Source organism: Gluconobacter cadivus (assembly GCF_015244745.1).
Classification (GTDB): domain Bacteria; phylum Pseudomonadota; class Alphaproteobacteria; order Acetobacterales; family Acetobacteraceae; genus Gluconobacter; species Gluconobacter cadivus.
Window position 1 is genome coordinate 25,912 of the sequence record NZ_JABCQI010000002.1, and the last position, 22,546, is coordinate 48,457.

The 22,546-nt window shown below is 50.1% G+C and carries 16 protein-coding genes and 2 pseudogenes; 12 read left to right on the plus strand and 6 right to left on the minus strand.

Annotated features, from left to right (window positions below; all coding sequences use genetic code 11):
• Positions 1-206 precede the first annotated feature (206 nt).
• Genes HKD28_RS03035 through HKD28_RS03050 form a run of 4 tightly spaced genes read left to right on the plus strand, consistent with a single transcriptional unit; the run spans position 207 to position 5,830 of the window.
• A complete protein-coding gene (locus HKD28_RS03035; RefSeq protein ID WP_194266835.1) occupies positions 207-1,604 on the plus strand; it encodes a class I SAM-dependent DNA methyltransferase in 1,398 nt (465 codons plus the stop codon).
• Positions 1,601-3,337 (plus strand): restriction endonuclease subunit S, encoded by a 1,737-nt coding sequence (locus HKD28_RS03040; RefSeq protein WP_194266836.1) that lies wholly within the window; start codon positions 1,601-1,603, stop codon positions 3,335-3,337. Before HKD28_RS03035 ends, HKD28_RS03040 begins: the two co-directional genes overlap by 4 nt.
• Entirely contained in the window at positions 3,327-4,973 is a 1,647-nt protein-coding gene (locus tag HKD28_RS03045) for an AAA family ATPase (protein ID WP_194266837.1), read from the plus strand. The genes HKD28_RS03040 and HKD28_RS03045 overlap by 11 nt, the downstream gene beginning before the upstream one ends.
• Positions 4,970-5,830 (plus strand): HNH endonuclease family protein, encoded by an 861-nt coding sequence (locus HKD28_RS03050; RefSeq protein ID WP_194266838.1) that lies wholly within the window; start codon positions 4,970-4,972, stop codon positions 5,828-5,830. Before HKD28_RS03045 ends, HKD28_RS03050 begins: the two co-directional genes overlap by 4 nt.
• 499 nt (positions 5,831-6,329) lie before the next feature.
• Here the strand turns inward: HKD28_RS03050 and HKD28_RS15645 are convergent, their stop codons facing one another.
• Complete coding sequence (locus tag HKD28_RS15645; RefSeq protein WP_235993271.1) at positions 6,330-7,640, minus strand: hypothetical protein; 1,311 nt, start codon at positions 7,638-7,640, stop codon at positions 6,330-6,332.
• A gap of 147 nt (positions 7,641-7,787) precedes the next feature.
• Here HKD28_RS15645 and HKD28_RS15650 point away from each other — a divergent pair, with 147 nt between their 5' ends.
• Positions 7,788-8,150 carry a hypothetical protein gene (locus tag HKD28_RS15650; protein WP_235993272.1) on the plus strand — a complete coding sequence of 121 codons (363 nt, stop codon included), beginning with the start codon at positions 7,788-7,790 and terminating at the stop codon, positions 8,148-8,150.
• Positions 8,151-8,233: 83 nt separating this feature from the next.
• Here HKD28_RS15650 and HKD28_RS03060 read toward each other — a convergent pair whose 3' ends face one another.
• A complete protein-coding gene (locus tag HKD28_RS03060) occupies positions 8,234-8,629 on the minus strand; it encodes a plasmid mobilization protein (RefSeq protein ID WP_194266839.1) in 396 nt (131 codons plus the stop codon).
• Between the two features lie 225 nt (positions 8,630-8,854).
• A complete protein-coding gene (locus tag HKD28_RS03065) occupies positions 8,855-9,289 on the minus strand; it encodes a tautomerase family protein (protein WP_194266840.1) in 435 nt (144 codons plus the stop codon).
• Positions 9,290-10,062: 773 nt separating this feature from the next.
• Between HKD28_RS03065 and HKD28_RS15655 the strand changes: the two are divergent.
• Positions 10,063-10,537: pseudogene (locus HKD28_RS15655) on the plus strand (IS5 family transposase); the annotation flags it as partial.
• Positions 10,538-10,559: 22 nt separating this feature from the next.
• On the opposite strand, the gene HKD28_RS03070 reads toward HKD28_RS15655, so the two are convergent.
• Positions 10,560-11,426, minus strand: coding sequence for a glycosyltransferase family protein (locus HKD28_RS03070; RefSeq protein ID WP_194266841.1), 867 nt, complete (start codon positions 11,424-11,426; stop codon positions 10,560-10,562).
• Positions 11,427-11,640: 214 nt separating this feature from the next.
• Here HKD28_RS03070 and HKD28_RS15560 point away from each other — a divergent pair, with 214 nt between their 5' ends.
• Together HKD28_RS15560 and HKD28_RS15565 are read left to right on the plus strand one after the other, a co-directional pair.
• Positions 11,641-12,072 carry an IS5 family transposase gene (locus HKD28_RS15560; protein WP_235993273.1) on the plus strand — a complete coding sequence of 144 codons (432 nt, stop codon included), beginning with the start codon at positions 11,641-11,643 and terminating at the stop codon, positions 12,070-12,072.
• Between the two features lie 75 nt (positions 12,073-12,147).
• Positions 12,148-12,423, plus strand: coding sequence for a transposase (locus HKD28_RS15565; RefSeq protein ID WP_235993274.1), 276 nt, complete (start codon positions 12,148-12,150; stop codon positions 12,421-12,423).
• A 9-nt stretch (positions 12,424-12,432) separates the two neighbouring features.
• On the opposite strand, the pseudogene HKD28_RS03080 reads toward HKD28_RS15565, so the two are convergent.
• Positions 12,433-12,567: pseudogene (locus HKD28_RS03080) on the minus strand (transposase); the annotation flags it as partial.
• 836 nt (positions 12,568-13,403) lie between these two features.
• Between HKD28_RS03080 and HKD28_RS03085 the strand changes: the two are divergent.
• Together HKD28_RS03085 and aspT are read left to right on the plus strand one after the other, a co-directional pair.
• Positions 13,404-16,121, plus strand: a complete 2,718-nt coding sequence (locus HKD28_RS03085; protein ID WP_207728840.1) for an aminotransferase class I/II-fold pyridoxal phosphate-dependent enzyme — start codon at positions 13,404-13,406, stop codon at positions 16,119-16,121.
• A 45-nt stretch (positions 16,122-16,166) separates the two neighbouring features.
• Positions 16,167-17,855, plus strand: coding sequence for an aspartate-alanine antiporter (aspT, locus tag HKD28_RS03090; protein WP_194266842.1), 1,689 nt, complete (start codon positions 16,167-16,169; stop codon positions 17,853-17,855).
• A gap of 212 nt (positions 17,856-18,067) precedes the next feature.
• Here aspT and HKD28_RS16040 read toward each other — a convergent pair whose 3' ends face one another.
• Positions 18,068-18,373, minus strand: a complete 306-nt coding sequence (locus HKD28_RS16040) for a hypothetical protein (RefSeq protein WP_194266843.1) — start codon at positions 18,371-18,373, stop codon at positions 18,068-18,070.
• A 553-nt stretch (positions 18,374-18,926) separates the two neighbouring features.
• Between HKD28_RS16040 and HKD28_RS03100 the strand changes: the two genes are divergently transcribed.
• Together HKD28_RS03100 and HKD28_RS03105 are read left to right on the plus strand one after the other, a co-directional pair.
• Positions 18,927-21,101 carry a TonB-dependent receptor gene (locus tag HKD28_RS03100; protein WP_207728841.1) on the plus strand — a complete coding sequence of 725 codons (2,175 nt, stop codon included), beginning with the start codon at positions 18,927-18,929 and terminating at the stop codon, positions 21,099-21,101.
• Positions 21,102-21,186: 85 nt separating this feature from the next.
• Positions 21,187-22,545, plus strand: a complete 1,359-nt coding sequence (locus HKD28_RS03105) for an MFS transporter (RefSeq protein WP_194266845.1) — start codon at positions 21,187-21,189, stop codon at positions 22,543-22,545.
• Position 22,546 lies beyond the last annotated feature (1 nt).

A 22,546-nucleotide genomic window follows, 5' to 3' on the forward strand; every position in this document is an offset into this window, starting at 1 on the left:
TGCAAACCATCGGCGGGCAGCTTGCCGCGGAAAAAGAGGGGATTTGCTGGCCACCCACTTGCTGCTTTGCGTAACCTTGGCTATAGGCGTCAGGTATCGTCCGGCCTATCTTTGACGTAATAACGATGTCCGTATATGTCGTAAAAATGCAGTTCCAAATTTCTACAGATCGTCGTTGCGGCGTCTGGTGTTAAGAAAGTTTCGATGTGAACAATAGGGACGTCGTCCAGAAACTTTGGGGACTGTGTAACATCCTTCGCGACGACGGCATTACGTACCATCAGTACGTGAGCGAATTGACCTACCTGCTTTTCCTCAAAATGGCGCAGGAGATTGGGTCTGAAGCCGACATTCCTGCAGGGTATCGTTGGAAGGATCTTGCTGGCCAGGCACCTGACGCTCAATTCGATTTTTATCGGCGCCAACTCGTAATCCTCGGGACGACCAAGGATGCTACGATTCGGACCATCTTCGCCAATCCCACCTCGCTCTTGCGCCACGCTGAAAGCCTGGCAACGTTGGTGGCAAAGATCGACGAAATCGACTGGTACAGCGTGAGACGCGAAGGCCTCGGGGATATTTATGAGGGCCTCCTTGAGCGCAACGCCAGCGAAAAGAAGAGCGGGGCCGGGCAGTATTTCACACCTCGCCCGCTGATCGAAACGATCGTAGCCTTGATGAAGCCTAGTGCCAAGGAAGTCATCCAAGATCCAGCGGCCGGCACCGGGGGCTTCCTCGTGGTCGCTAATGATTACATTGCGAGAGCATCCGGCCAAAAGTCAAAGCCGCCACACTTTATCGGTGTTGAACTTGTCCAAGATACGCACCGCCTGCTATTGATGAATGCGATTTTGCACAACATGGAGGGTGAGTTTATCCATGGCGACAGCTTGTCGGCGGTAGATGCAGCGCGCATCCCGCCAGCCGACGTGGTTTTGACGAACCCACCCTTCGGGAATAAGCGTGGCGGGGGGCTTTTAGGCCGCCGCGACTTGCCACATTCCACCGCCAGTAAGCAGCTCGCCTTTTTGCAACACATCTATTTGGGGCTAAAGCCAGGAGGGCGAGCGGCAGTCGTGGTCCCGGACAGCGTGCTTTATGAGGGCCACGCTGGCAAACATGTAAGGCGCGATCTCCTCGATCGTTGCGATCTTCACACAATATTGCGGCTGCCTGACGGTATCTTTTATGCCAGCGTCACGACCAACGTGTTGTTCTTCAACCGAGACGATCGTGGTACGGCCGACGTGTGGATTTACGATATGCGATCCAACGTGCCCGTCTATGGCAAGCGCACACCCCTGCTACGTGCGGACTTTGCGCCCTTCGAAGCGGCTTACGGTAGTGACCCGAACGGACACAGCCCGCGCGTCGATCAAGGTGCTAGCGGGCGGTTTCGCCGCTACAGTCGCGATGAGATTGAGCGTCGCGATCTCGATCTTTCGATCTCTTGGCTGCGGGAGGAACGACATGGTTCGGCCGAAGCGATGCTCGATTTGGACGATATTGCGCAGCGCTTGCGCCGGCTACTTGATGGCATATCAGAGGATTTCGATAAGCTGGTAGAGTTGTTGCCGCCCGAAGAGGTCGAGCATCGTCCATGAGTGCTGTTTCTCAATTACTGCCAAATGGATGGAAATGTGTTGCATTGCGGGAGTTGGTGACGCTTGCAGGGGCGCAGGTAAAGCCATGGCTGCAGCCTGACGAGGCATTCAACTACATCGGCTTGGAGGATATCGAAGCAGGTACGGGGCGGCTGCTCGATATTCTCCCGACGTTTGGACGAGAGATAGCCAGTACAAAGAGCCAATTTCGTCGTGGCGATCTGCTCTATGGCCGACTTCGGCCTTATTTGCAGAAAGTGATCATCGCGCCGTCGGACGGTATCGCCGCGACTGAGCTGCTGGTGTTGCGCATCGATCCTGCGGTCGATGCGGCTTTTCTCCATGAGGTGCTGCTAGGCCCTGACCATCTGGCCCAGATTACTAAGCTGATGTCGGGCGCCCGCATGCCTCGCGTCCGCTCCGAGCAACTCTTCGATTGTGCCGTCATGCTCCCGCCGCGCGATGTTCAATGCAGGATCGCGCGCGCACTTGCGGTCGTTCGCGACCGACTGCGCGTGCTCGGACAAAGCGTAGCTGAAGGCCTCAGCCTTGCCGAGCAGTTTGAGAAGGCGTTGCTCAGCGCAGCTTTCGATGGCCGACTGAGCGGAGAAATCCGCACCACCTTAAACTATGATGGCGACCTCGACGTGCTTGGCGAACTTGCCGCTGCGCGTCGGGCCACATGGGAGGAAGCGAGACGACTATCTGAGGAATCGGGCAGCCGGGGGACCAAGAAGAACTATCCCTCGGCCGCCACGCCCGACGTGGCCAGCCGGACTTTTGGCTTGCCGCCTCAATGGGCGTGGGCAAGCCTCGCTGAGATCGGCTCGGCGGCTGACCCTCTATGTTATGGTATCGTTCAGCCCGGGGATGACGTCGAGCAGGGTGTGCCGCTTGTGCGGGTCCAAGACATTAAAGCCGGGGGGATTGATCAGTCCCATCTTCGGCATGTGTCGGACGCCGTTGACCGGAAATACGTACGGTCTCGCCTAAGGGGCGGCGAGGTGCTCGTGTCATTGGTCGGCATAATCGGACAGGTAGCCCGTGTGCCGGAAAGTCTTGCAGGTGCTAACATCGCCCGGGCTGTAGGCAAGATAACCCCGAGTGACCCAAGCCTCGAGAAATGGATCGCGTCGGTCCTGCAATCACCATCCCTGGAGCGTTGGATGACGAGCAGTGCGCGCGGCGTAGCCCAAAACACTCTTAACTTGTCTCGGCTTGTCCGCGCGCCCATTCCTATCGCGCCGCGTCAAGAACGACAATGGTTGCTGGAACAATTGGAACGCCGCGGCGCAGCACTTGCTGGCTTGCGAGCAAAACTTGCCGACATTGTGCTTGCGCTCGACAACCTGTGGATCAATGTTCAAACGCGCGCTCTTAATGGCACGATTGATCTGTCGGACCTGGGAGACGAAGCGGTAATGGCGGCACAGGCTGACCACAGCGCGGAAAGCGAGCATCGCCCAGGCGGCAAGAGAAGAAAGGCTAAAGGCGTGACGGCAACCAAACTCAAACCCGGTGCCCCAGCGACCCGTCGGGATTTGCAGGCTGTCCTCGACGAGTATAAAGACGGGCTGGAGCCCCTTCGCTTACTCGAAGAAGCGGGCTTCCGCCTGGACGATGTGGAGCCCTTCTTCAAGGCATTGGCTGACGGTGTGGCCGCCGGACGAGTCGAGGAGCGACGGACATCGGAAGACTGGCCCGTTTTGGTGGTCGCCCGATATGCGCGTTGACCGCCTTTTTCTACCAAACTTTCGCAACTTGCGTGACTTTGTAATTGATTTCGATGAGGATAGCGCGCGGTCAGTGATAATCGGCCGTAACGGTGTTGGCAAAACCAACATTTTGGAAGCGCTGACGATAATTTTCCGGCAGCTTGACCTGCGCACCAAGCCCGATTTTGCCTATCGGATCGCCTATTCCTGCAACGGTTATCACATCGATATTGAGGCAGCTATACCTCCGCCTGACGTTAAGAATAACCGCGGCGCACCACTTGTCATGACCTATCTGGTAAGGCCGGCCAACGCTACGACGCCGCCAGAACTTAAGGATACGCTCAGCTTTGAGGTGCTAACAGAAGCAGCATTTTACCGTCTTAACGCGCAGAACCGCGTGCTGCCAAAGCACGTCTTTGGTTATTATTCTGGTACCTCTTCGAGACTGCGAGACTTGTTTGTCGAGCATACCGAACGGTATCGTGACGAGTTGATCGCCGGTGAAGAAGAGACTATCCGTTCGCTTTTTCTGGCGGAGGATTGGCATAGCCAATTCGTCTTACTGGCTTTCTACGCCAAACAAGATCCTGAAATTCGTGAATTTCTGCTCGATCAAATGGGCATCGAGGCGCTAGAGTCCGTATTGTTCGTGCTGCAGCAGCCGCACTGGTACAATCCCGACCCGTCCGCCCAGGTCCGCGAGCGCGGCGATGAGCGCTACTGGTGGGCGGCAGGGACGGTGAAACGCCTGCTCAGCGCACTTCATCAAGTGGCGCTCGCACCGATGCGGACAAAGGAGCGAGTTCCGGTCGGTATCCGTCGACATCGTACGCTAGAGCGACGCTATTGCTACGTCCAAAGCGCCGACGATCTCATCATGCTCGCTGCGAACATCGATCAAAAGGAACTGTTCAAGCGGCTCGAAAGCACGGTGTTGAGTGATCTGCTCCATGAGGTTCGTATTCGCTTTAAAGTGAAAGACAGCGATGCGGCGCTAAGTTTCGTCGACTTGAGCGAAGGCGAGCAACAACTGCTTACCGTTCTGGGCTTGCTGCGCTTTACCAATCAAGATGAATCACTCTTTTTGCTGGACGAGCCCGACACGCATCTAAATCCGGCTTGGTGTCTCGACTACCTTGATATCCTGTCACGCTACGGCGGCGGGCTTAGCAAAAGTCAAATTATCATGACGACTCACAGCCCGCTGGTCTTTGCTGGTTTGGAGGCAAACGAGGTCATCATTCTGCAGCGCGGTGACGTCGAACGCAGAATAACAGCGGAACATCCTGCGTCGAGCCCAAAGGGCATGGGTTTTTCGGCCATCCTCACGAGTGACTTCTTCGGTCTTCGATCATCGCTTGATCGCGCATCTCTTGAGCTCTTGGACGAAAAACGCCAGCTTGGCGCGATTGAGGCTCGAACACCAACCGAGGAGGCGCGGCTTCGCGTGCTCAACGCTGAAGTTCGCAACCTTGACTTTACGAAAACAGTCAATGACCCGCTCTATGATGACTTCGTTCGCGCGATGACCGACATCGAGCGGGAACAACCGCAGCTGGGCGATGTGGTGCTCACATCGGATGCCTTAGAACAGAGGCGGAAGCGAGCAGCGGAAGCCCTCGCGCGCGTACGGAAACAGCGCGACGCATGAGGCACATCAAGCAGAACGATTTGATCGGCAGCATTTCAACCGCTTGGTCGCAAGCCGCCGCCAACGCCTTAACTGACCTTTTGACTACGGCAGTTGACGATCGTGCCGACCTGATCACAAAGAACTACAAGATTTGGAGTGACCTCAAGGCTGCAATGGCGGCGCTATCGCACGAAAAGTGCTGGTATTCCGAGAAGCGAATCGCAGTGTCAGAGTTGGAAGTCGATCACTTCCGTCCTAAAAACCGCGTCAGCGGTGTAACTCCACTTCACAGGGGATATTGGTGGCTCGCTTACGATTGGAAGAACTTTCGGTTAGCCTATTCACTTGTCAATAAGCGCCGGACCGATTCTCGGGAAGGCAACGTGCAAGGAAAGGGCTGCTACTTTCCATTGGTCGATGAGGCAGCGCGTGTTCCCGACGATACTTGCGCCTCTACAACTGCGGAACGCCCCAAGCTCGTTGACCCTTGCGTCGCGTCCGATGTGCTGCTGCTGGATTATGCTGTCGGAGACGGAAAAGTGGTCGAACGGCATAAGGTCGAGCAAGATGCGATCCGCTTTGAGCGTGCCAACGTGTCAATCGACCTGTTCCACCTCAACGAGGGCACCCTGATCCGCGATCGCCATGATCTTTACGTCTCCATCGAGCATGCGGTGAAGCGCATTGAAAAGCTTGAACATGAGCGAGAATCCATAGGCCGCTTGACCGACCAGCAAAGCGCAGAATTTGATTCACTCATCAATGAGGTCGCGGACCGGATCAATGCCTCTGCACCTTTCTCGGCCTTTTCGCGAGCTTGCCTCCGTCAGAAAGGCGACTTAGGCTGGAATACAGAGCTGCTGACGACAGTCTGAGCTATTGGACTGCTATACATTAAGTGGACAATGCGAGGCTCAGGGTTTCGTGCGCAAGATTGCTCGAAGCTTTCAGCGTCACGCTGGTCGTCCGGGTTTCCGGCGAAAGATCTAATAGCCGCCAAGCTTAACTCGTCCCAGATTCGGCCACTCTATTACCGGTTGAGAGCTGCTCGCTGAACGACAGCGTTCCTGGATATGAAGCCAGAAGTCGCCTAGCCGCAACCACTCCTTCCTGTCGTCGGCCAGTCCCTGAACGTAGGGCGGCTTTGGCGAACTAATCTAAAGCCGCTAACGACCCTATGTCGGCGTCTGCAACCAGCACGTTCGCTCCAACGCAGCGTCTGCAATCGACATCCTGGCCCTCCAAAGCCTATGCTCTCAAAGGTCCCAAACTCGGTCTATCGCTGCTCGCCTAGCAATGTCGGCTTTCGGGCAACCGTCACAATCACTTCCATATCCGACATGAAGGCGGAAGCGGTCGCTGCGCTCCCACTTTCTATGGAGATAGCGAAGATGTGGGTAACGTCCTCTTTCGCAATATTATTGGCTGAGACCCTCGATTGACGTCAGCACGTTGATCGGACGGCAGAGATACCGGGGCATCCCTATTATCAAAACGATCCAGCTCCCTCAGGGCCAACCGAAGCTGCCCCTGTCGTTTCAAATCCCTGACCGCCATGCGGACTTCCTCAGGAAGCGACCATGAAAGCCGGTGCAAGCGCTCCAGTCTGGCAATGGTCTGCTGGGCCTGCTCACATTCCGGCACACGCTCCGCATGCCATTGGGCAATCATCCGCGCCCGTTTGTGCTCCGCCTCCCGGCAGCGATCCTTAATCCAGAGGCGACGGGCTTTCTCATCCAGCAGGGTCTGAAGCAACTCGCATCTCTCTTGCAGATAATCCTGCAATGTCGTTTCTCGTTCTATGGGAACCGGACACTGGATCGGATCAGGCTTCTGACTGCTCAGCCCCAAATGATACAGAATAAACTGGACAAGATAGCGCAGGATTTCAGCCAGTTGAGCCAGCGCCTGGCGGTACTGCTCCTCTGCTTGCGTCAGTCTTTTCTTCCGAGAAAACAAGATTTTCCGCGCTTCCAGGTCATCCAATTCCTGTCGCGCCCGCTCAACGGCCTGATGGGCCTGCTTCAGTCTGCTCCATCCTTCTTTCATCATCCGCACGATGCATTCGCTTTGAATATCGAGCGGACTGTCTGGCCCATAGCTCCGTTCCAGTGGATGCCGGGCATTCAGAACGCGTCGGGCAGCCTGCATCTCCTGCTTCCAGTCTTTTAAATAAATCCGGAACCCCTCGCTGAACTGTTCGGGGTATCGAAGCGAACCGATGGACGGCAATCGCTTTCGGATCGCGTCCGCTTCTCTTCGGCCCTGTTCATGGAGCCTCTGTCGATCCAGGGCTGATAATGAGGCTGGCGGAACCCAGATCAGGTCCTTCACGGCACGTTTTCGCTCTACCCGCTGCTGATGCCGTCTTTCCTGTTGCTCCAGTTGTCTCACGACAGGTCGAAGATCCAGAGGGGACGGTCTGGAAGACTCTTCTTGCAGAAGAAGACGAAAATCTTTTGTGCGGACCTTTGTCAGGCGTGTGAATGATCCGATCAGCAGACCATCATGTGTCTCAATGACATGAGCGTCCCGCCGTCGATCCGTGCGGTCTCCCGGTCGCATGCGCCAGTTTTTCTCAGCAAGAAGGCGGCGGAACGTCTTCAGGTCATTTTCCGACTTCTCCCAAAACGCCATGATCTCGCTTCTGGCCGCAGGCAGGTTGAAATCCTGACGTTCTGTCATTCTCCGCGCTTGTGACGTGTAAGCCGCGACTGGACGTGCCGAATTGTCTTTCGGAACCAGAGCCGCAACCTTGTCTGCGGCCTCAGAATTTCCAGCATCTCTCAAAGCTTTCGCAATAGCCCGGTCATGACGTCCGGGCACGAGAGTATGACCCAATCTCAGCTCTTCCAGGCGAGCGATTTTTTCCAGACGCTGCCATGTAAATTTACTGCTGAGAACGTGATCGACCTGCCATTCCGGCAATATGAGGTGGCCATGGGTGCTACCGTCTTTCTGATGAATCACCAGAGTCATGCGCTCAGGGTCAGCACCCAGTTCCAGACAGATCTTATTGGCGAAATGGGCGAATTGCCCATCGCTCATCGGTTCGGATGGATTGAAAGCAATATGCCGCAGACCGTATCGAATACCCTCGCGTTTCGCTTCTTTCATCCAATCGTTGAGAAGGTAGTCACTGCCAGAAACAACCCGGATGGCTTCGTTCTTTGCGCCAGACAGAACGTGATGTGAAACCGCTTGGTGCCCGCTGCTGCTCTTAATTCTGGTTTCTTGCATAATCATGGCGTCGCACCTGCGAAGACCTGATCGTCGGTTCAGTGCATGAGCGGAACGGAAACAGACCGGACCCTCTGGACACGAACCGGACGCAAACCTCGCAACAGGTGATCGGTCCGGTTTTTCAGGCGGTCGATATCCTGTAACGTGTCACTACAGGCAACAGCATCACCGAGATGAGCAGCGTGAGCCAGTTGATTCAGGTTGTTGCCAATCCGTCCCAGCTCGCCACGCAACTGACGGAGCTCACGGCTGACCGTTCCGCCGCAATGGTGAGACAGGACGGCATCCTGCAACAATGTCCGGACCCAGTCAGCTGTTGTGGCATGACCGAGAAAGCGGGCGCTCTGGCTCCACCGTGCCAGTTCGTCGGGAGAGGCCCGAACAGAGAGCCGAGAGGACCGGTGACGGGATGGAGATGAAGCATCGGGCATAACGGGGCATCCTGTTTTCTTTGTCGTTTGTGGGGGTCAACGGGGGAGGTATCTCCCCCTTGCCAGCTGTTTCGTGGGTAGCCACGAAGCACTGCTGGCTGAGGACAGAAGAACTCCCAAAAACAGGATAGCAATTCAGAAGTCAGATTTCAGAAAATGACAGAATAAAAATGAAAATACTTCGATTTTTATTATCTCCTGCTATCGTTTGACTGAAAACAATTTCTACACGGGCTCAGCATTTTCTGGTGGATGACGCAGGTCATTCAATGAAATCGTTTGTCCAAACACACCCCAATTTTCAGGGGGAACATCACGCAGAACGATATAGACAGGCACCAACTCATCGGCGGCCAAACCAGTCGCTTCGCGGACAGCCTCTGTAAACCCAGCAAACAGTTTTTGCTTGGCGGCTGTGTCAAAGCCGCCTTCGAAGGCATTGACCTCAATGCCAATCACATTGCGACCGTCTGTTTTGCCACCGTGATAAACCATGCCCTCGGCGTATTCCCGAAAATAAATCCAGGTCGTACTGCGAACAAAAGGCGTGTCGGGCAGTTGTTCCGCATCGAGGGCGATAGTGGTCAGCGTCTCTGCCAAACCGTCCTGTTTCTCTTTGCTGAAGGTCCCAACCGGATAATTGATATAAATGAGGGGCATCGTTTGTCCTGACATCAACACAACGCAGAAAGGCGCTGGGACTTCGGACCGAACGTTAAACTGCGAGACGTTACCCTCACAGCTTTGCTGCCATCACATGCCGGTGAAGCTCATTGGCGTCTCTCAACGCTCCTGGTCTTGAGGACGTTCGAAACGAAAATCGACGGGCAACTTCCGGCCAATCGTTTTCAGAGACTGCAAAGCCTCTTCCTGGCTTTTGCGAGAAGGCTCCCGAACGTCCTTATCGTTCTCTTCCTGCATCTCAGCCCCCTTCCCTCTTCTGAGCTTTCAGTCGCCCAAACACATGCGACCATATCGCTTTCATGGCGTCTTGACCTTACCAGAATGTCTGCCAGAATCTGGTCTGATATTAAGGCACGGAAAGACTGGCGTCGGCGTTTTCGACGTATTTTCAATGGCTTGGCTGCGGGACGCGTCCCGCAACACTAGGTTCGAGTCCCGCAGCTCGCACCATATATAAATTATCAAAAATAAACGTCTGTTAGGGTTTTCAGCAACCTGGAGACCCTCGACAAAAATCTTGCCAAAACCCATGCATGTGCGAGGTATGGACTTATCTCTTAGCTTTTCGAGTGCATCAGTCTGGACATGTCTTCATCGCAAGAAACATCCTCGCAGAACAAGGCGGTTGATACCTTTTAGGAGACTCTGGCCACTTCTGACCTACATCCTTGTCCAGCAGGACCTGTTCCAATCCAGTGGCCAGATCGAGCGTCTGCAACCGTTTTTTCTCAAACGCCTCTAACCATTAGATTGATACAATCTATCTCAAGGCACACTGTAAAACTTCAAGCCTGCGATTAAAAAGAATCCAGGGCGTCTAATCGATCGCACCAAAGGCAGTATGAATACCAAACTACATGCGGTCACGGATCAGAACGGGCGACCGCTGAGCTTCTTCATGACAGCCGGATAGGTTAATGATTACACCGCAGTCTCTGCTCTGCTGGACAGCCTGCTGATGACACAGTGGGCACTGGCGGACCGAGGTTATTATGTTGACTGATACTGGGATACTCTAGCGGAAAAAGGGATCAGCCCCCGCATTCCGGGAAGAATATCCCGCGGAAAACCAGTAAAATACGACAAGCGAAACTATAAACACCACACCCGCATTGAGGTCATGTCTGATTACCTCAAGGACTGGCGGCGGTGTTAACATGCTATGATAGAAGCAGGACCGTCTTTTTATCGGCTATATATTTTCCTGCAACCGTCACCTTCTGACTATAAGTCATGAGCATTGTAATTATTCGCGTGCAAGGTTGAACGAGGCACAACTTTCAACGGAACCGTCATATGCGTTACGAGATTTTTGCAAGAAATCTTCCCAGACAGGTACATAAACTCCATAACCGGCAACATTCTGAAAAAACCAATGTCTCCATGTATGGAAAACGGGGTCGTGCTCCCGATAGTGATGATCGTTTAACAAATTTCGGCTCGCAGGAGCTTTGGGGCCGTGGAAATGCACGATTCTGGCATCTGCATTAGTTCCCCAGTACGGCTTCCAGTTAAATTTAGCGGATAGTGGACTCCATTGGCTGTTATAAAATATTCTCAAAAGCTCCTGATCATATCCAGAAATATGATTGAAATTATCGCAGAGAAATTCAACCATCGCCGGGAGATCATTGCGTATTCTTTCTAGGTTTAAAATCATAACCCCAGAATTCATATCTGTGTAATAGTCCTGCTGACCAAACTGGCCGCAGGCAGCAAATATTTCAGGTTTGCAAAATTCAAGGCTTGGATTTTTAAGAAACATAACATCGCAATCCGTATATAAAACGAATTTTTCATCATGCTCTAGTAAAGCTAGGTCCAGTCTCATAAAAGCCCCAGCAGCTGTATCCATATAGTTCGGCCATTCTGGTTTTTGCTTTTCTTGGGCTAATTTTAATTTTTCGTAAAAATGAATTCTATGATAAATAACCTTTACACCTTCCTTTCTCATTTCTTCAGTAAATTCACAAGGGTTTCCATCGAAGACCATATGAGGCACAAGGTTTGTGTTCTCGCGCGCAGAACGAACCGCAACTCGAATACAATCGATAAATCCATGATCTGGATCATTCGCTAAAGTCTTTTCTGTTATAGCAAAAAACCACTTCATAACGTTTCCTCGATATTTACCTAGCGTTTTATCCGTTTGAGCATAGTATGGTTTAACCGTTTATACAAATTGAGTGTGTGAAAACCCTATTGATTCTGATACATTTTTTTGTGCATCTATGCTTTACGTAGGTCACGTTGACAAAAGATCTACACGATCTGCGTGAGATCTGATTCACTATTGTCTTTAACGAAGGCGATAAGGTGGAGCGGGGATGGCCCGAGGAGATCTGACGGATCGGGGATGGGCGCTGATTGGTGCGCTTCTGCCGACTGAACGTGGCCGTTGGGCACGACCATCCGGAGATAACCGTCTATTTCTCAACGGCATGCTGCACGTCCTGCGCACGGGTTGTTCGTGGCGGGACATGCATGAGCGCTATGGCAAGTGGAACTCAGCTTATGTTCGGTTCCGGCGTTGGGCTGAACAGGGTGTCTGGGAGGCTCTTTTACAGACGCTGGTAGATCTGGGGCTGATCGATAACTGGCAACATATGGTCGACAGCACCGTAGGCCCCGCCCACTCACAGGCTATGGGCGCAAAAGGGGGGCTCATTCGGAGGGTTTTGGTCGATCACGCGGCGGCTTTACGAGCAAAATCCATGTCCGATGTAACAATCAGGGACGCCCTCTCGACTTTGTCCTGACCGGAGGTCAGGTCTCGGACTACAAAGCCATAAATGCCCTGATGAAGCTGCCGGTTCCAAACCTCAAAGTCATGCTTGGCTGATCGGGGCTATGACAGTGCCTGTTTCCGCCAGGATCTGCTGCAGCGTGGTATTCTGCCGGTTATTCCATCACGCAAAGGCCGCAGTGCTCCACAGAGAACAGATTGGTGGCGTTACAGGGAGTGGAACCGCATCGAGCGGATGTTCAACCCCCTCAGGCAGATGCGCCGCATTTCAAGCCGCTATGACAAGACCGCTTTGTCATTCATGAGCTTTCTCCATATCGCAGCCGCAAAGCTCTGGATGAGATCTTTTGTCAACGTGAGCTAGGCTCAGGACTCATTCTTTGAGGTAGAAGATGACGCTTGCTGCGATGTGGATTGCGGACATGAATGTATGAGCGCAGCGGTCATATCGGGTCGCAACACGTCGCCAGTCTTTCAGCTTTGCGAACATGTTTTCGATCAGATGGCGCTCAGACAACAAAAATACCTCACTCACAGGCCTACCCTCCATCGGTAAGCCTGTGAATCACAACCTCTCGCTCAGTTCAATAAATTAATAGGTCCTGAGCCTAGGCTTCTAATAAAAAAATAAACCCAATCCTGTTCAAAAATCAATGCAAACTAGCACGAAATTGGTTTAGAAATTTCAGGATAAGTATTTCAGTGTAATTTACATATTCTATGCTTCGTAGAGACGAAGGGTATAATTTTCAACATTTTATATAAGAGATTCACAAAGCCAAAGATATAATTAATAATTCAAAGAAATAGCATTACATATAAATTTAGAAAATTATAGATCCCATTGACAAATATATGCTTCCATATACAGTAATTGTTTATAAAACAAGTTCAGTATTATTTTTTCTACGCATTATCCAGATATCGGTCGGTATCAACTTTACCATGATAATAACTCACTTACGCGACAACAATTTTCATGACGTCGTCGAACTACGTTCGCTTTTATGCGAAGGGGAATTTATCTATTATAATACTGATCTCAAATAATTTTTACCTCTTAATATTTATAAGAAAAATATGCAGAAATTATGTATGAGCGCAGAAAATAATCGAAAAACATTTCATAAAATATCAATTAATATTATTATACCGATAGTATTTAACTGTTTTTACTGCTAAATATACCCCGAGCAATGATTCATTCTGCCATATTGTTCTATTAATCATCCATTTTCGAATCACGCATCAATGAATGTTTCTTCGGTCTTATCAATTTGTTTGTATCATTTGGATGGAACTTTTAGGGTCGATTCAACGTTGGGTTGAAAAAGGAATATATTCATGACCATCGGAATGTCTGAGCATCATAATTCCCATTCAATAATTGGGGAGGCGTTAGCTACTCCCGAACTGCGTTCAGATCTCTGGATATCCGTGCTTTATCAAGCTAGAAAATGGGAGAGGACACAGGAAGCACTTATAAAAGATAATCTAGCTAATGCATTGAAAAAGCTTGGAGAAATAGATTTATATTTCGCCTATCCCGGATCTATTTTATTAAATCGTCTCAGTTATTATTTAAGAGAAAATGATCATAAAGGATTTTTACGTCTTTCCCAGTGTATCGCCACAAATATTATTTCGAAAAAATTTCACCGGGATGTCTCGGTTTGGGATATCGAAAATTATGAAGATGATCCTTTTAATAGACTACCTCAGGCAATATCACGCATAAAAACGAAACCATATTTTGAAGTTCTGAGCGTTGTACCGCATGCTCGTTCACGTTGGCAGCATATTAAAGAGGAGGCGCGAGGCGTTAGGCGCTCTGAAGACGAATTCGTTTACGAAACAGTAGTTGCTGGCAGTGCCGTAGATGCATTAAAATGTATTATATTAAATTCTGATATTGAATCAGTGGTTTTATATGATGGATTCGAAAACGGTTACGATGAAAAAGATTCCTTCCTAAAAGTCTTCGAAGGGGTAATTGATTTTCAATCTTTAGATAATATCGATTATCTTTCTATTGGATTAGCACAAGCTATAAATAAAATAAGACCTGAACTTGATATTTTTCTATTAAGTGACCAAAATATAGAGAGTTTTTCCGGAAAAAAAGAAAGTCTTATTTTTAGCCGCATATTCTATCAAATGGAAGAACCTTTGGAAATTCATTTATCGATTATAGAATCGATAAATAATCGTTATAAGACTCCATTTTTTGATAACTTAAAAAAATATGCCGAAAGACCAATAGCAACCTTCCACGCCCTACCTATTGCGCGAGGAAAATCCATATTTACTTCCAATTGGATCAGTGATATGGGTGATTTCTATGGTCCAAATCTATTTCTTGCCGAAAGCTCTGCTACAACTGGCGGTTTAGATAGTCTGTTAGAACCTACAGGCAATATCAAAGATGCTCAGGACATGGCGGCAAAGGCCTTCGGAGCCGATCATGCATTTTTTGTAACGAATGGTACTTCAACAAGCAATAAAATGGTTCTTCAAGCTCTTTTGGTGCCTGGGGATATCGTCATACTAGACCGAAATTGTCACAAATCACACCATTATGGGTGTGTTTTAGCTGGTGCCCAACCCTACTACGTGGAGGCATTCCCTCTTGTAGAGTATTCTATGTACGGGGGCGTACCTATTAAAACAATAAAACAAAGCCTATTAAAACTGAAATCCCAGGGTGAAATAGATCGTGTTAAAATGGTCGATTTGACCAATTGTACATTTGATGGCCATGTCTATGACGTGCGACGCGTTATGGAAGAATGTTTGGCCATTAAGCCAGATTTGATTTTTCTATGGGATGAAGCTTGGTTTGGTTTCGCTCATTGGTCACCGCTGCTTCGTCAACGTACGGCCATGGGCGCGGCAGATGCCCTCAGCCAAGCATTAAGTCAGCCTGAGGCATTGATAGCCTGGGAAGAGCAACAAAAAACCCTTGGAGAAAATCCAAGTGATGAAGCTCTACTTGAAAATCGTCTGATACCTGATCCACGGCTTGTAAAGATTCGTGTATATCAAACTAATTCCATTCATAAATCTATGTCAGCCTTACGCCAAGGATCGATTGTTTTGGTGAAGGATATTAAATTTGAACATGTTGAGTCACAGTTTCATGAGGCTATTTTTACTCACGCATCAACTAGTCCAAATCTACAGATTATAGCTTCTCTGGATGTTGCTAGACGCCAGATGCAGCTAGAAGGATATGGTCTCGTTGCCAACGCAATGAGAGTTTCTCTCGAAATCCGAAAGCAAATAAACAATCATCCCCTAATATCAAAGTATTTTAGGGTTTTAAATAATTCTGAAATGATCCCTGAAAAATTCAGGGAATCCGGAATTTCGGATTATAATGACCCCAGTGTGAGCTGGATTGAAGCTATAGATGCAATCAAAAATGATGAGTTTATTATTGATCCTAGCCGTATGACGTTATCATGTGGACATGCGGGATTTGATGGTACTACATTCAAAAATATACTTGCTGATAAATTTAATATACAGCTTAATAAAACTTCAAGAAATAGCGTGCTTTTGCAATCAAATATAAATAATAATAGAAGTGATATTGCTCTTCTTTTAGGAGTTCTGAATGAAATTTCAATGGATTTGGATAATAAATCACAGAAATTTGGCAAAGATTACCAAATCAATTTTCAAAAATCTGTGGATGAATTAATATTCGATTTACCGCATTTGCCGAATTTTAGTAAATTTGACGATTGTTATCGTAGCAACCCACAATCTGACACGCTCCATGGTGATATTCGTCGCGCATTTTATGACGCTTATAATGAGTTGAAATGTGAGTATATCGATCTGAATAGTACTGAAATTGAAACAAGACTGGAATCAGGCCCTGTTTTGGTTTCTGCTAATTTCGTTATTCCGTATCCTCCTGGCTTCCCGATCATGGTACCCGGGCAAGTCATTACCAAAGAAATTATCGAATTTATGAGAAAACTAGACGTGAAGGAAATTCATGGATTTAATAAAAACTTAGGTTTGAAGCTGCTGAAAACGGGATCTATTTAGTCTTCTATATTAAGAGATCGGATTTGTGATTAAGGATATATTTTAATGATTTTTCATTGGATTGCGGAAACGCTACGCGCATCACCAGAGTTAGCAATATTTCTAGCTTTGGCGATTGGTTTTTGGATTGGTTCCCGAAAAATCGGTGGCTTTAGCCTTGGAGCTGTAACAGGAACGCTACTTGTAGGAGTTCTGATTGGACAATTAGGGATTATTATCTCGCCTCAAGTGAAATCAGTATTTTTCATTATGTTTCTTTTCGCTGTGGGCTTTGGTGTGGGTCCACAATTTGTTAGAGGAATTGCGAATAACGGTCTTCCGCAGGCATTATTCGCAGTTGTTATAGCCTCGCTATGTCTCGCTTGTGTTTATATCGCAGCAATTTTTTCTGGGTACGGACCTGGTATGGCAGAAGGTTTGCTCGCAGGCTCCCAAACAATTTCGGCATCAATAGGTCTCGCGACGGATGCGATTAATCGTAGCTCGCTCTCTCCTGAGCAGGTTCAAGAACAGTTAAATGCTATCCCTGTTGCATATGCTGTAACATACTTATTTGGAACTGTTGGTACAGGCTGGATACTGGCATTTTTAGGGCCCAAGCTCCTTAGAATCAATCTAGAAGAGGAATGCCAGAGATATGAACGTGAAATGAATATTAAACCTGTGAATGGTAATTCTGAAACAGGATGGCACGAGCATATTATTCGTGCATATCGCTTGAAAACATTAGGAAAATTTGCTGGTAAAAGTGTTTTTGATGCAGAAAAATCAACACAAGATAGAATGTTTTTGGAAAATATTCGACGTAATGGAAAAATAATTCCTTTTGATGAAAGTACTACATTGTCGGTAGGCGATTGCGTTGCGGTATCTGGAGCGCATGATGCTTTGGTATATTGGTCCAATCACGCTGAAGAGATTTCAGATCGCGAGTTAATAAATATTCCCATAGAAACAGTGAATGTTGTAATTACAAGTAAAAAAATCAATGGGCAACGTTTGGGGAATTTGGCCGAGTCCAATTCATCGCACGGTATTTACATAAATAATATTCATCGAGGATCTATGAACGTAGAGATTCCTTTGCTTTCAGAAACTGCTATATTTCGAGGGGATATTATAAATATCACCGGAAGCCGTAGAAATGTCGACAAATTAATTAGTGAGTTTGGATATGCGGATCGACCAACAGACGTAACCAGCATGGTTATGGTTGGAGGCGGGATATTTATTGGCGGGCTGATTGGATCTGTTGTGCTCCCGATAGCTGGTATTCCTATTACGGTTTCTGCTTCTGGAGGAGCCCTGATTGCAGGTCTTGTCTTAGGTTGGCTTCGTAGCGTCACGCCTAAAATTGGTAATATACCAAATGCTACTGTATGGTTTATGAATACTGTAAGCCTTAATATTTTTATTGCTGTAGTTGGGATTTCAGCTGGTCCTACCTTTATTAAAGGCCTGCAAGATGCAGGGTTAAGTGTGTTTTTGTGGGGAATTTTTTCTAGTGCGTTACCAATGATTCTTGCTCCATTAATAGGAAAATATATTTTCCGATTTGATCCAGCTATAAACCTCGGTTGTTGTGGAGGCGCTAGAACAAGTACTGCATCTGTGGCAATGGTTGCTGACGTTGCGAAGAGCAATGTCCCTATGTTAGGGTATACTGTTCCTTATGCTGTAAGCAATACATTATTGACCATGTGGGGATTAGTTATTGTTCTTCTTCTTTCATAGTGCCACTTTCGCGTGAATATTTTTAATATTATTTATTCAATTGAGAATTTACTAAATGCGTTTGCACTCCCTACAATCATACATGTCTAAGGGCCACGCCTCACTAATCAGAGCTAAAAAATGAGGTAACAGCAAGTGCAATGGCTGAGAAGAAGGCTATCCAGCACCTGTCGTAGCGGGGCGCCAGTCTTTGATGCGTCCGCACATGCTCCCTATGCGGTTGCGCGATCTTTGGCAGCGCTTTGCGTATTTGGCAGCTTTGTTCCGGAATTTTGGCTGGGGATACAGGGTTTTCTGCCCTTTTTGTTCAAGGTATCCCCGAACAAGTTGGCGTCATAACCCGGGCCAGCGCGTAGACATTGGGTTTGCGGCGACTCATTGAGCAGAACAAAAGCCCAAAAAACAGCCGTTTGCACCAGTATGTTGTGAAGCATGGCGTTCATGCTGTCTTTCGTGTGCCCAATCAGGTGTTTCCCTCCCCCTTCTTTTTTACCTGCAGACTGAAAGCCGTACTGCATCGTTTATGTCACCAGTCACGATTTAGCGGCGTACCCACAAACACCGTCAGCGGCATTTTCGGGTATTCGGTCGCTTCAACTTTCTCGACCGTCCCTATCACGCAGTCCAACGCCACATGATATCCTGAATGCTTTGGCCAACCATCCCAGCCGTAAAAAATTCTGTACGATGCCCGCCATGATCAACGATGCATACAGCACGAAGAAAAAGGAGCTATAGAACAGTATTTTACAAGTTTTTTACATAATCTAATTTTCCATTACACGTTATACAATCGCAACGTAGCTTTTCTCCGGCCTTCCCAATTCCCGCCCCTTCAGACCCGTGTGAGGGCAAGGATTGATCTCAATGTGTATCGTCCACCAGAACAAACTCGCATTGCGCCACATGGCCCTGCTTTCGACAGTGCTAGCCGTTATTCCTTCATGCGGATGGACGGCGGAAAAACCACAACATGTCCGCAGAGGAAAGACACATCCACTTCATACGGTGGCTGGATCCCAGACACCTGCCGTACGCCACACCCTGAGCCGCCCTGCGCAAGCGGAGCTTATGCAGGTCCAAGGGCGACATGTCTCTCGCGGCGCACAGACCGTTATTTCACAGCACGTTTTTACAAACGCCGTGGCCGGAACATCCGTTATGAAGGCATTGCAGAATGTACCGGGCGTGCTGTTCCAATCTGACGATGCGCAAGGCGTCGATACGGGCGGCGTCAAACTCTATATCCACGGGTTCTCGCAAAACCAGATCGGCTTTTCACTGGACGGTATTCCACTCGGTGAATCCGTCTATCGCAACTATAACGGTCTAAACGCCGTGGCGGCGCTGTCATCCGAGAATGTTGGTCATATGGAGATGTCACAGGGCGCGGGCGTCGTGGACATGCCCAGCACCAATGTGCTCGGCGGTGCGATCATGATTTCGTCGTCTGATCCCAAGGACAAGTTCGGCGGCACGCTGGCCGCGACCGGCGGAAGCAACGCCACCACACATGCCTTCATCCGTATCGACAGCGGCAAGCTGAACCCCACCGGGACCAAGTTCTATGTGTCCTACATGCGAAACGACACCAAACTGTGGAAAGGCTATGGCACCCAGTTCTTCCAGCAGGTCAATTTGAAGCTGGTGCAGCCGATCCATAATGAAAGCAGCGTCTCGCTCCTGTTCGACTGGGCGGATGTGCAACAGTTCAACTACCAGTCCGAAACACTGGAGACAGTCCAGAAGCTGGGTTATGGCGTCTCCAATTACTACCCCAACTATCGTTTGGCCTATGAAGCCGCACAGGGCATTTATTCGCACGGTGAAGACAAAACCAGCGACCCGAAGGATGTCTCTTATTATGCGGGAACAACGACTTCACGCGATCTGCTGGGAGGGCTGAATTTCCATCTGAAGCTGGCTGATCGCCTGCGTTGGGATTCTGTCGTGTACGGCCACAACCAGAAGGCCGATACCCAGTGGTCCGATCCGTGGATGGCCTCCGCAAACGGCGCCCCCCTCTCCGAAATCGTCAAACAGCCTGATATCCAGCGTTTCGGCCTCACATCAAGCATGACGTATGATATCGGCAAACACGAAATTCATGGCGGCATCTGGTACGAGAACAACAAATATATCTCGAACATGTTCGCCTATAACGACCCGCTTCTTGCTGAAGGACAGACCCTGACACCCAATCCCTTCCGCAAATGGTCCGACCCTTTCGCCAAGCTCTGGGGCCAGACCTACAATACCAACACGATGCAGACCTATATCGAGGACACCTGGCGCCCGGTTCAAAACCTCTCGCTCCATGCAGGGTTCAAATCCATGCTGAGTACCACCCATGTCGGTCAGACCGGGAATTACGAACCCTATACCGGCACCAATGCTCTTGCCGGCGGCGTGGGTCTGACGACATTCGGGGCGTTCCTGCCGCATTTCAGCGGGGATTGGCATTTCCTGACGCATCATGAGCTGTATTTCGATATCGCCAAGAACATGCGCGCCTATCCGCAAAGCGGCTATCACCTCTCTGCATCGCCATTTGCCGTCTCGCAAGAGGCCTTCGACCTGTCACGCAGTTCCGTCAAACCCGAGACAAGCTGGGCCTATTCGGTCGGCTACCGCTTCACACAGCGGCGTATAGACTTCTCGGTCAGCGCCTATCGTGTGAACTTCTCGAACCGCCTGGGTGCGTTGGTTCAGGGCAGTCAGACCAACCCGCAGACCACAGTTCTAAACCTCGGCGGTGTGACAATGAACGGCGTGGATGCCGGGATGACACTGCGCCCACTGCGTGGTCTCTCGATTTTTAACTCGATCAGCTACAACCACTCGACCTACGACAACAACATCAGCCAGCAGGGCACGACCTATGCCACCCAGGGCAAGCATGTCGTGAACTATCCGGACCTGATGTACAAGGCGACGGCAGAGTACACTTACAAGAAGGCCAGCTTCAACATCGACGCCCTCTACACCAGCAGCCGTCCGTTCAGCTACACGAACGACACGTCACTTCCATCCTATTGGCTGGTCAATTTTGGCGCACGCTACAATTTCGGACGCATCGGACGTCTGGAAAATCTGACAGCATCGTTTAACGTCACCAACCTGACAGGGTCGCGCTACCTGATCATGACCGGTGATGACGGCGGAAACCCGCTTTCGGGTGACTACCAGTCGCTGGTTGTGGGCGCACCGCGCCAGTTTTTCGGTGGCGTGAAAGCAGACTTCTGACAAAACCTTGTCCGGATCGGACATTCCCCCAAAACTGCCTTTCCGGGATAAAGAAAGACAGCCACGACACCAACCGGATAGCGGCATGAACGGCACGACGAACAACCAGCGCCCTGCCCTGTGGGAGCGGATGAGCTTCGGCTTCGGCGATCTGGCTGGTAATGCCCTGTTCGGTATTACCGGAACCTATCTCATCTATTACTACACCAATGTTTACGGTATTTCCGCGTCTGCTGTCGCTCTGCTGATGCTTCTGGCGCGTGTGATCGACAGTGTGGTGGACCCGGTCATCGGTTATCTGATCGACCGTCGCATCCTGTTCGGAGGGCGCGTCCGGCCCTACCTGAAATGGTTTTCCCTACCGCTCGGCTTCCTGACCTTCTGCTGTTTCCTGCCACTTCCGCTGGGACCGGGCGGACGCCTAGCCTGGGCTTATGCCACCTATCTCGCAATGGGCGTCCTCTTTTCGCTCGTCATCGTGCCTTACGGCCTTCTGCCGAATGTCATGACGCGCAACCGGGAAGACCGCCTGTCCCTGTCCACCTTCCGCATGATGGGCGCAACGCTTGCAACCTTTCTAGTCGGATCGTCCATTCTGCCCATGGTGCATGTCTTCGGTGGCGGTAACGAGAAACTTGGATATCCGCTGGCGATGGCCGTCGCAGGCGCTGTGGGCGGCGGACTGGCGCTCATTCCTTCCTTTACCTGCCAGGAACGTCATGCGCTTGAAGCGAATGACAGCCCCGTCCGGGTTCTGCTCGGCTCCCTGTTCCAAAACCGGGCCTGGGTGATCGTTACGATCGTACTGAGCCTATTCTACATCAATCTGACAGCGTTCTACGGCCTGTCGCTCTATTACGCGACAGAAGTCCTGCATCGCCCGCAGTATTTCGGGGGGCTGCTCATCTCGATGATGGGCGCCAGCAAGGTCGTTGGCGTATCGTGTTCGCCCTGGCTTGCACGCTGCGTAGGACAGAAGCTGACGATTGTTCTGCCCTATATCCTGTCCGCCATAGGTCTGGCGCTGTTTGCATATGGCCCGAACAATGCCGTCTATCTGACCGCCATCTTCGGCGTAATCTGCTTTTTCCAAGGCATGACCCTGCCAGTGTTTTACGCCATGGTCGCGGATTCCATCGACTATGGCACGGCCGTCACAGGCGTTCGTGCGTCCGGCATGGCCTATTCGGTCAATAGTTTTGCGGGAAAGGTCGCATGGGCCATCGGCGGCTCACTATCCGCCGCAATCCTGGCCTGGGGCGGTTATGTTCCCCATGCGGCCACCCAGACACAGACCGCCCTCGCCTTCATTACATTTGGCTTTCTGGGCGTTCCCGCCTGCGTCGCCCTACTCTCGGTCCTGATCATTCTGCTTTACCCATCGGAAGCCGAGATGACACGCACTCTCCAGCCGGAAGCCCCGGTTGAGCCACAGAGGCTCTGAC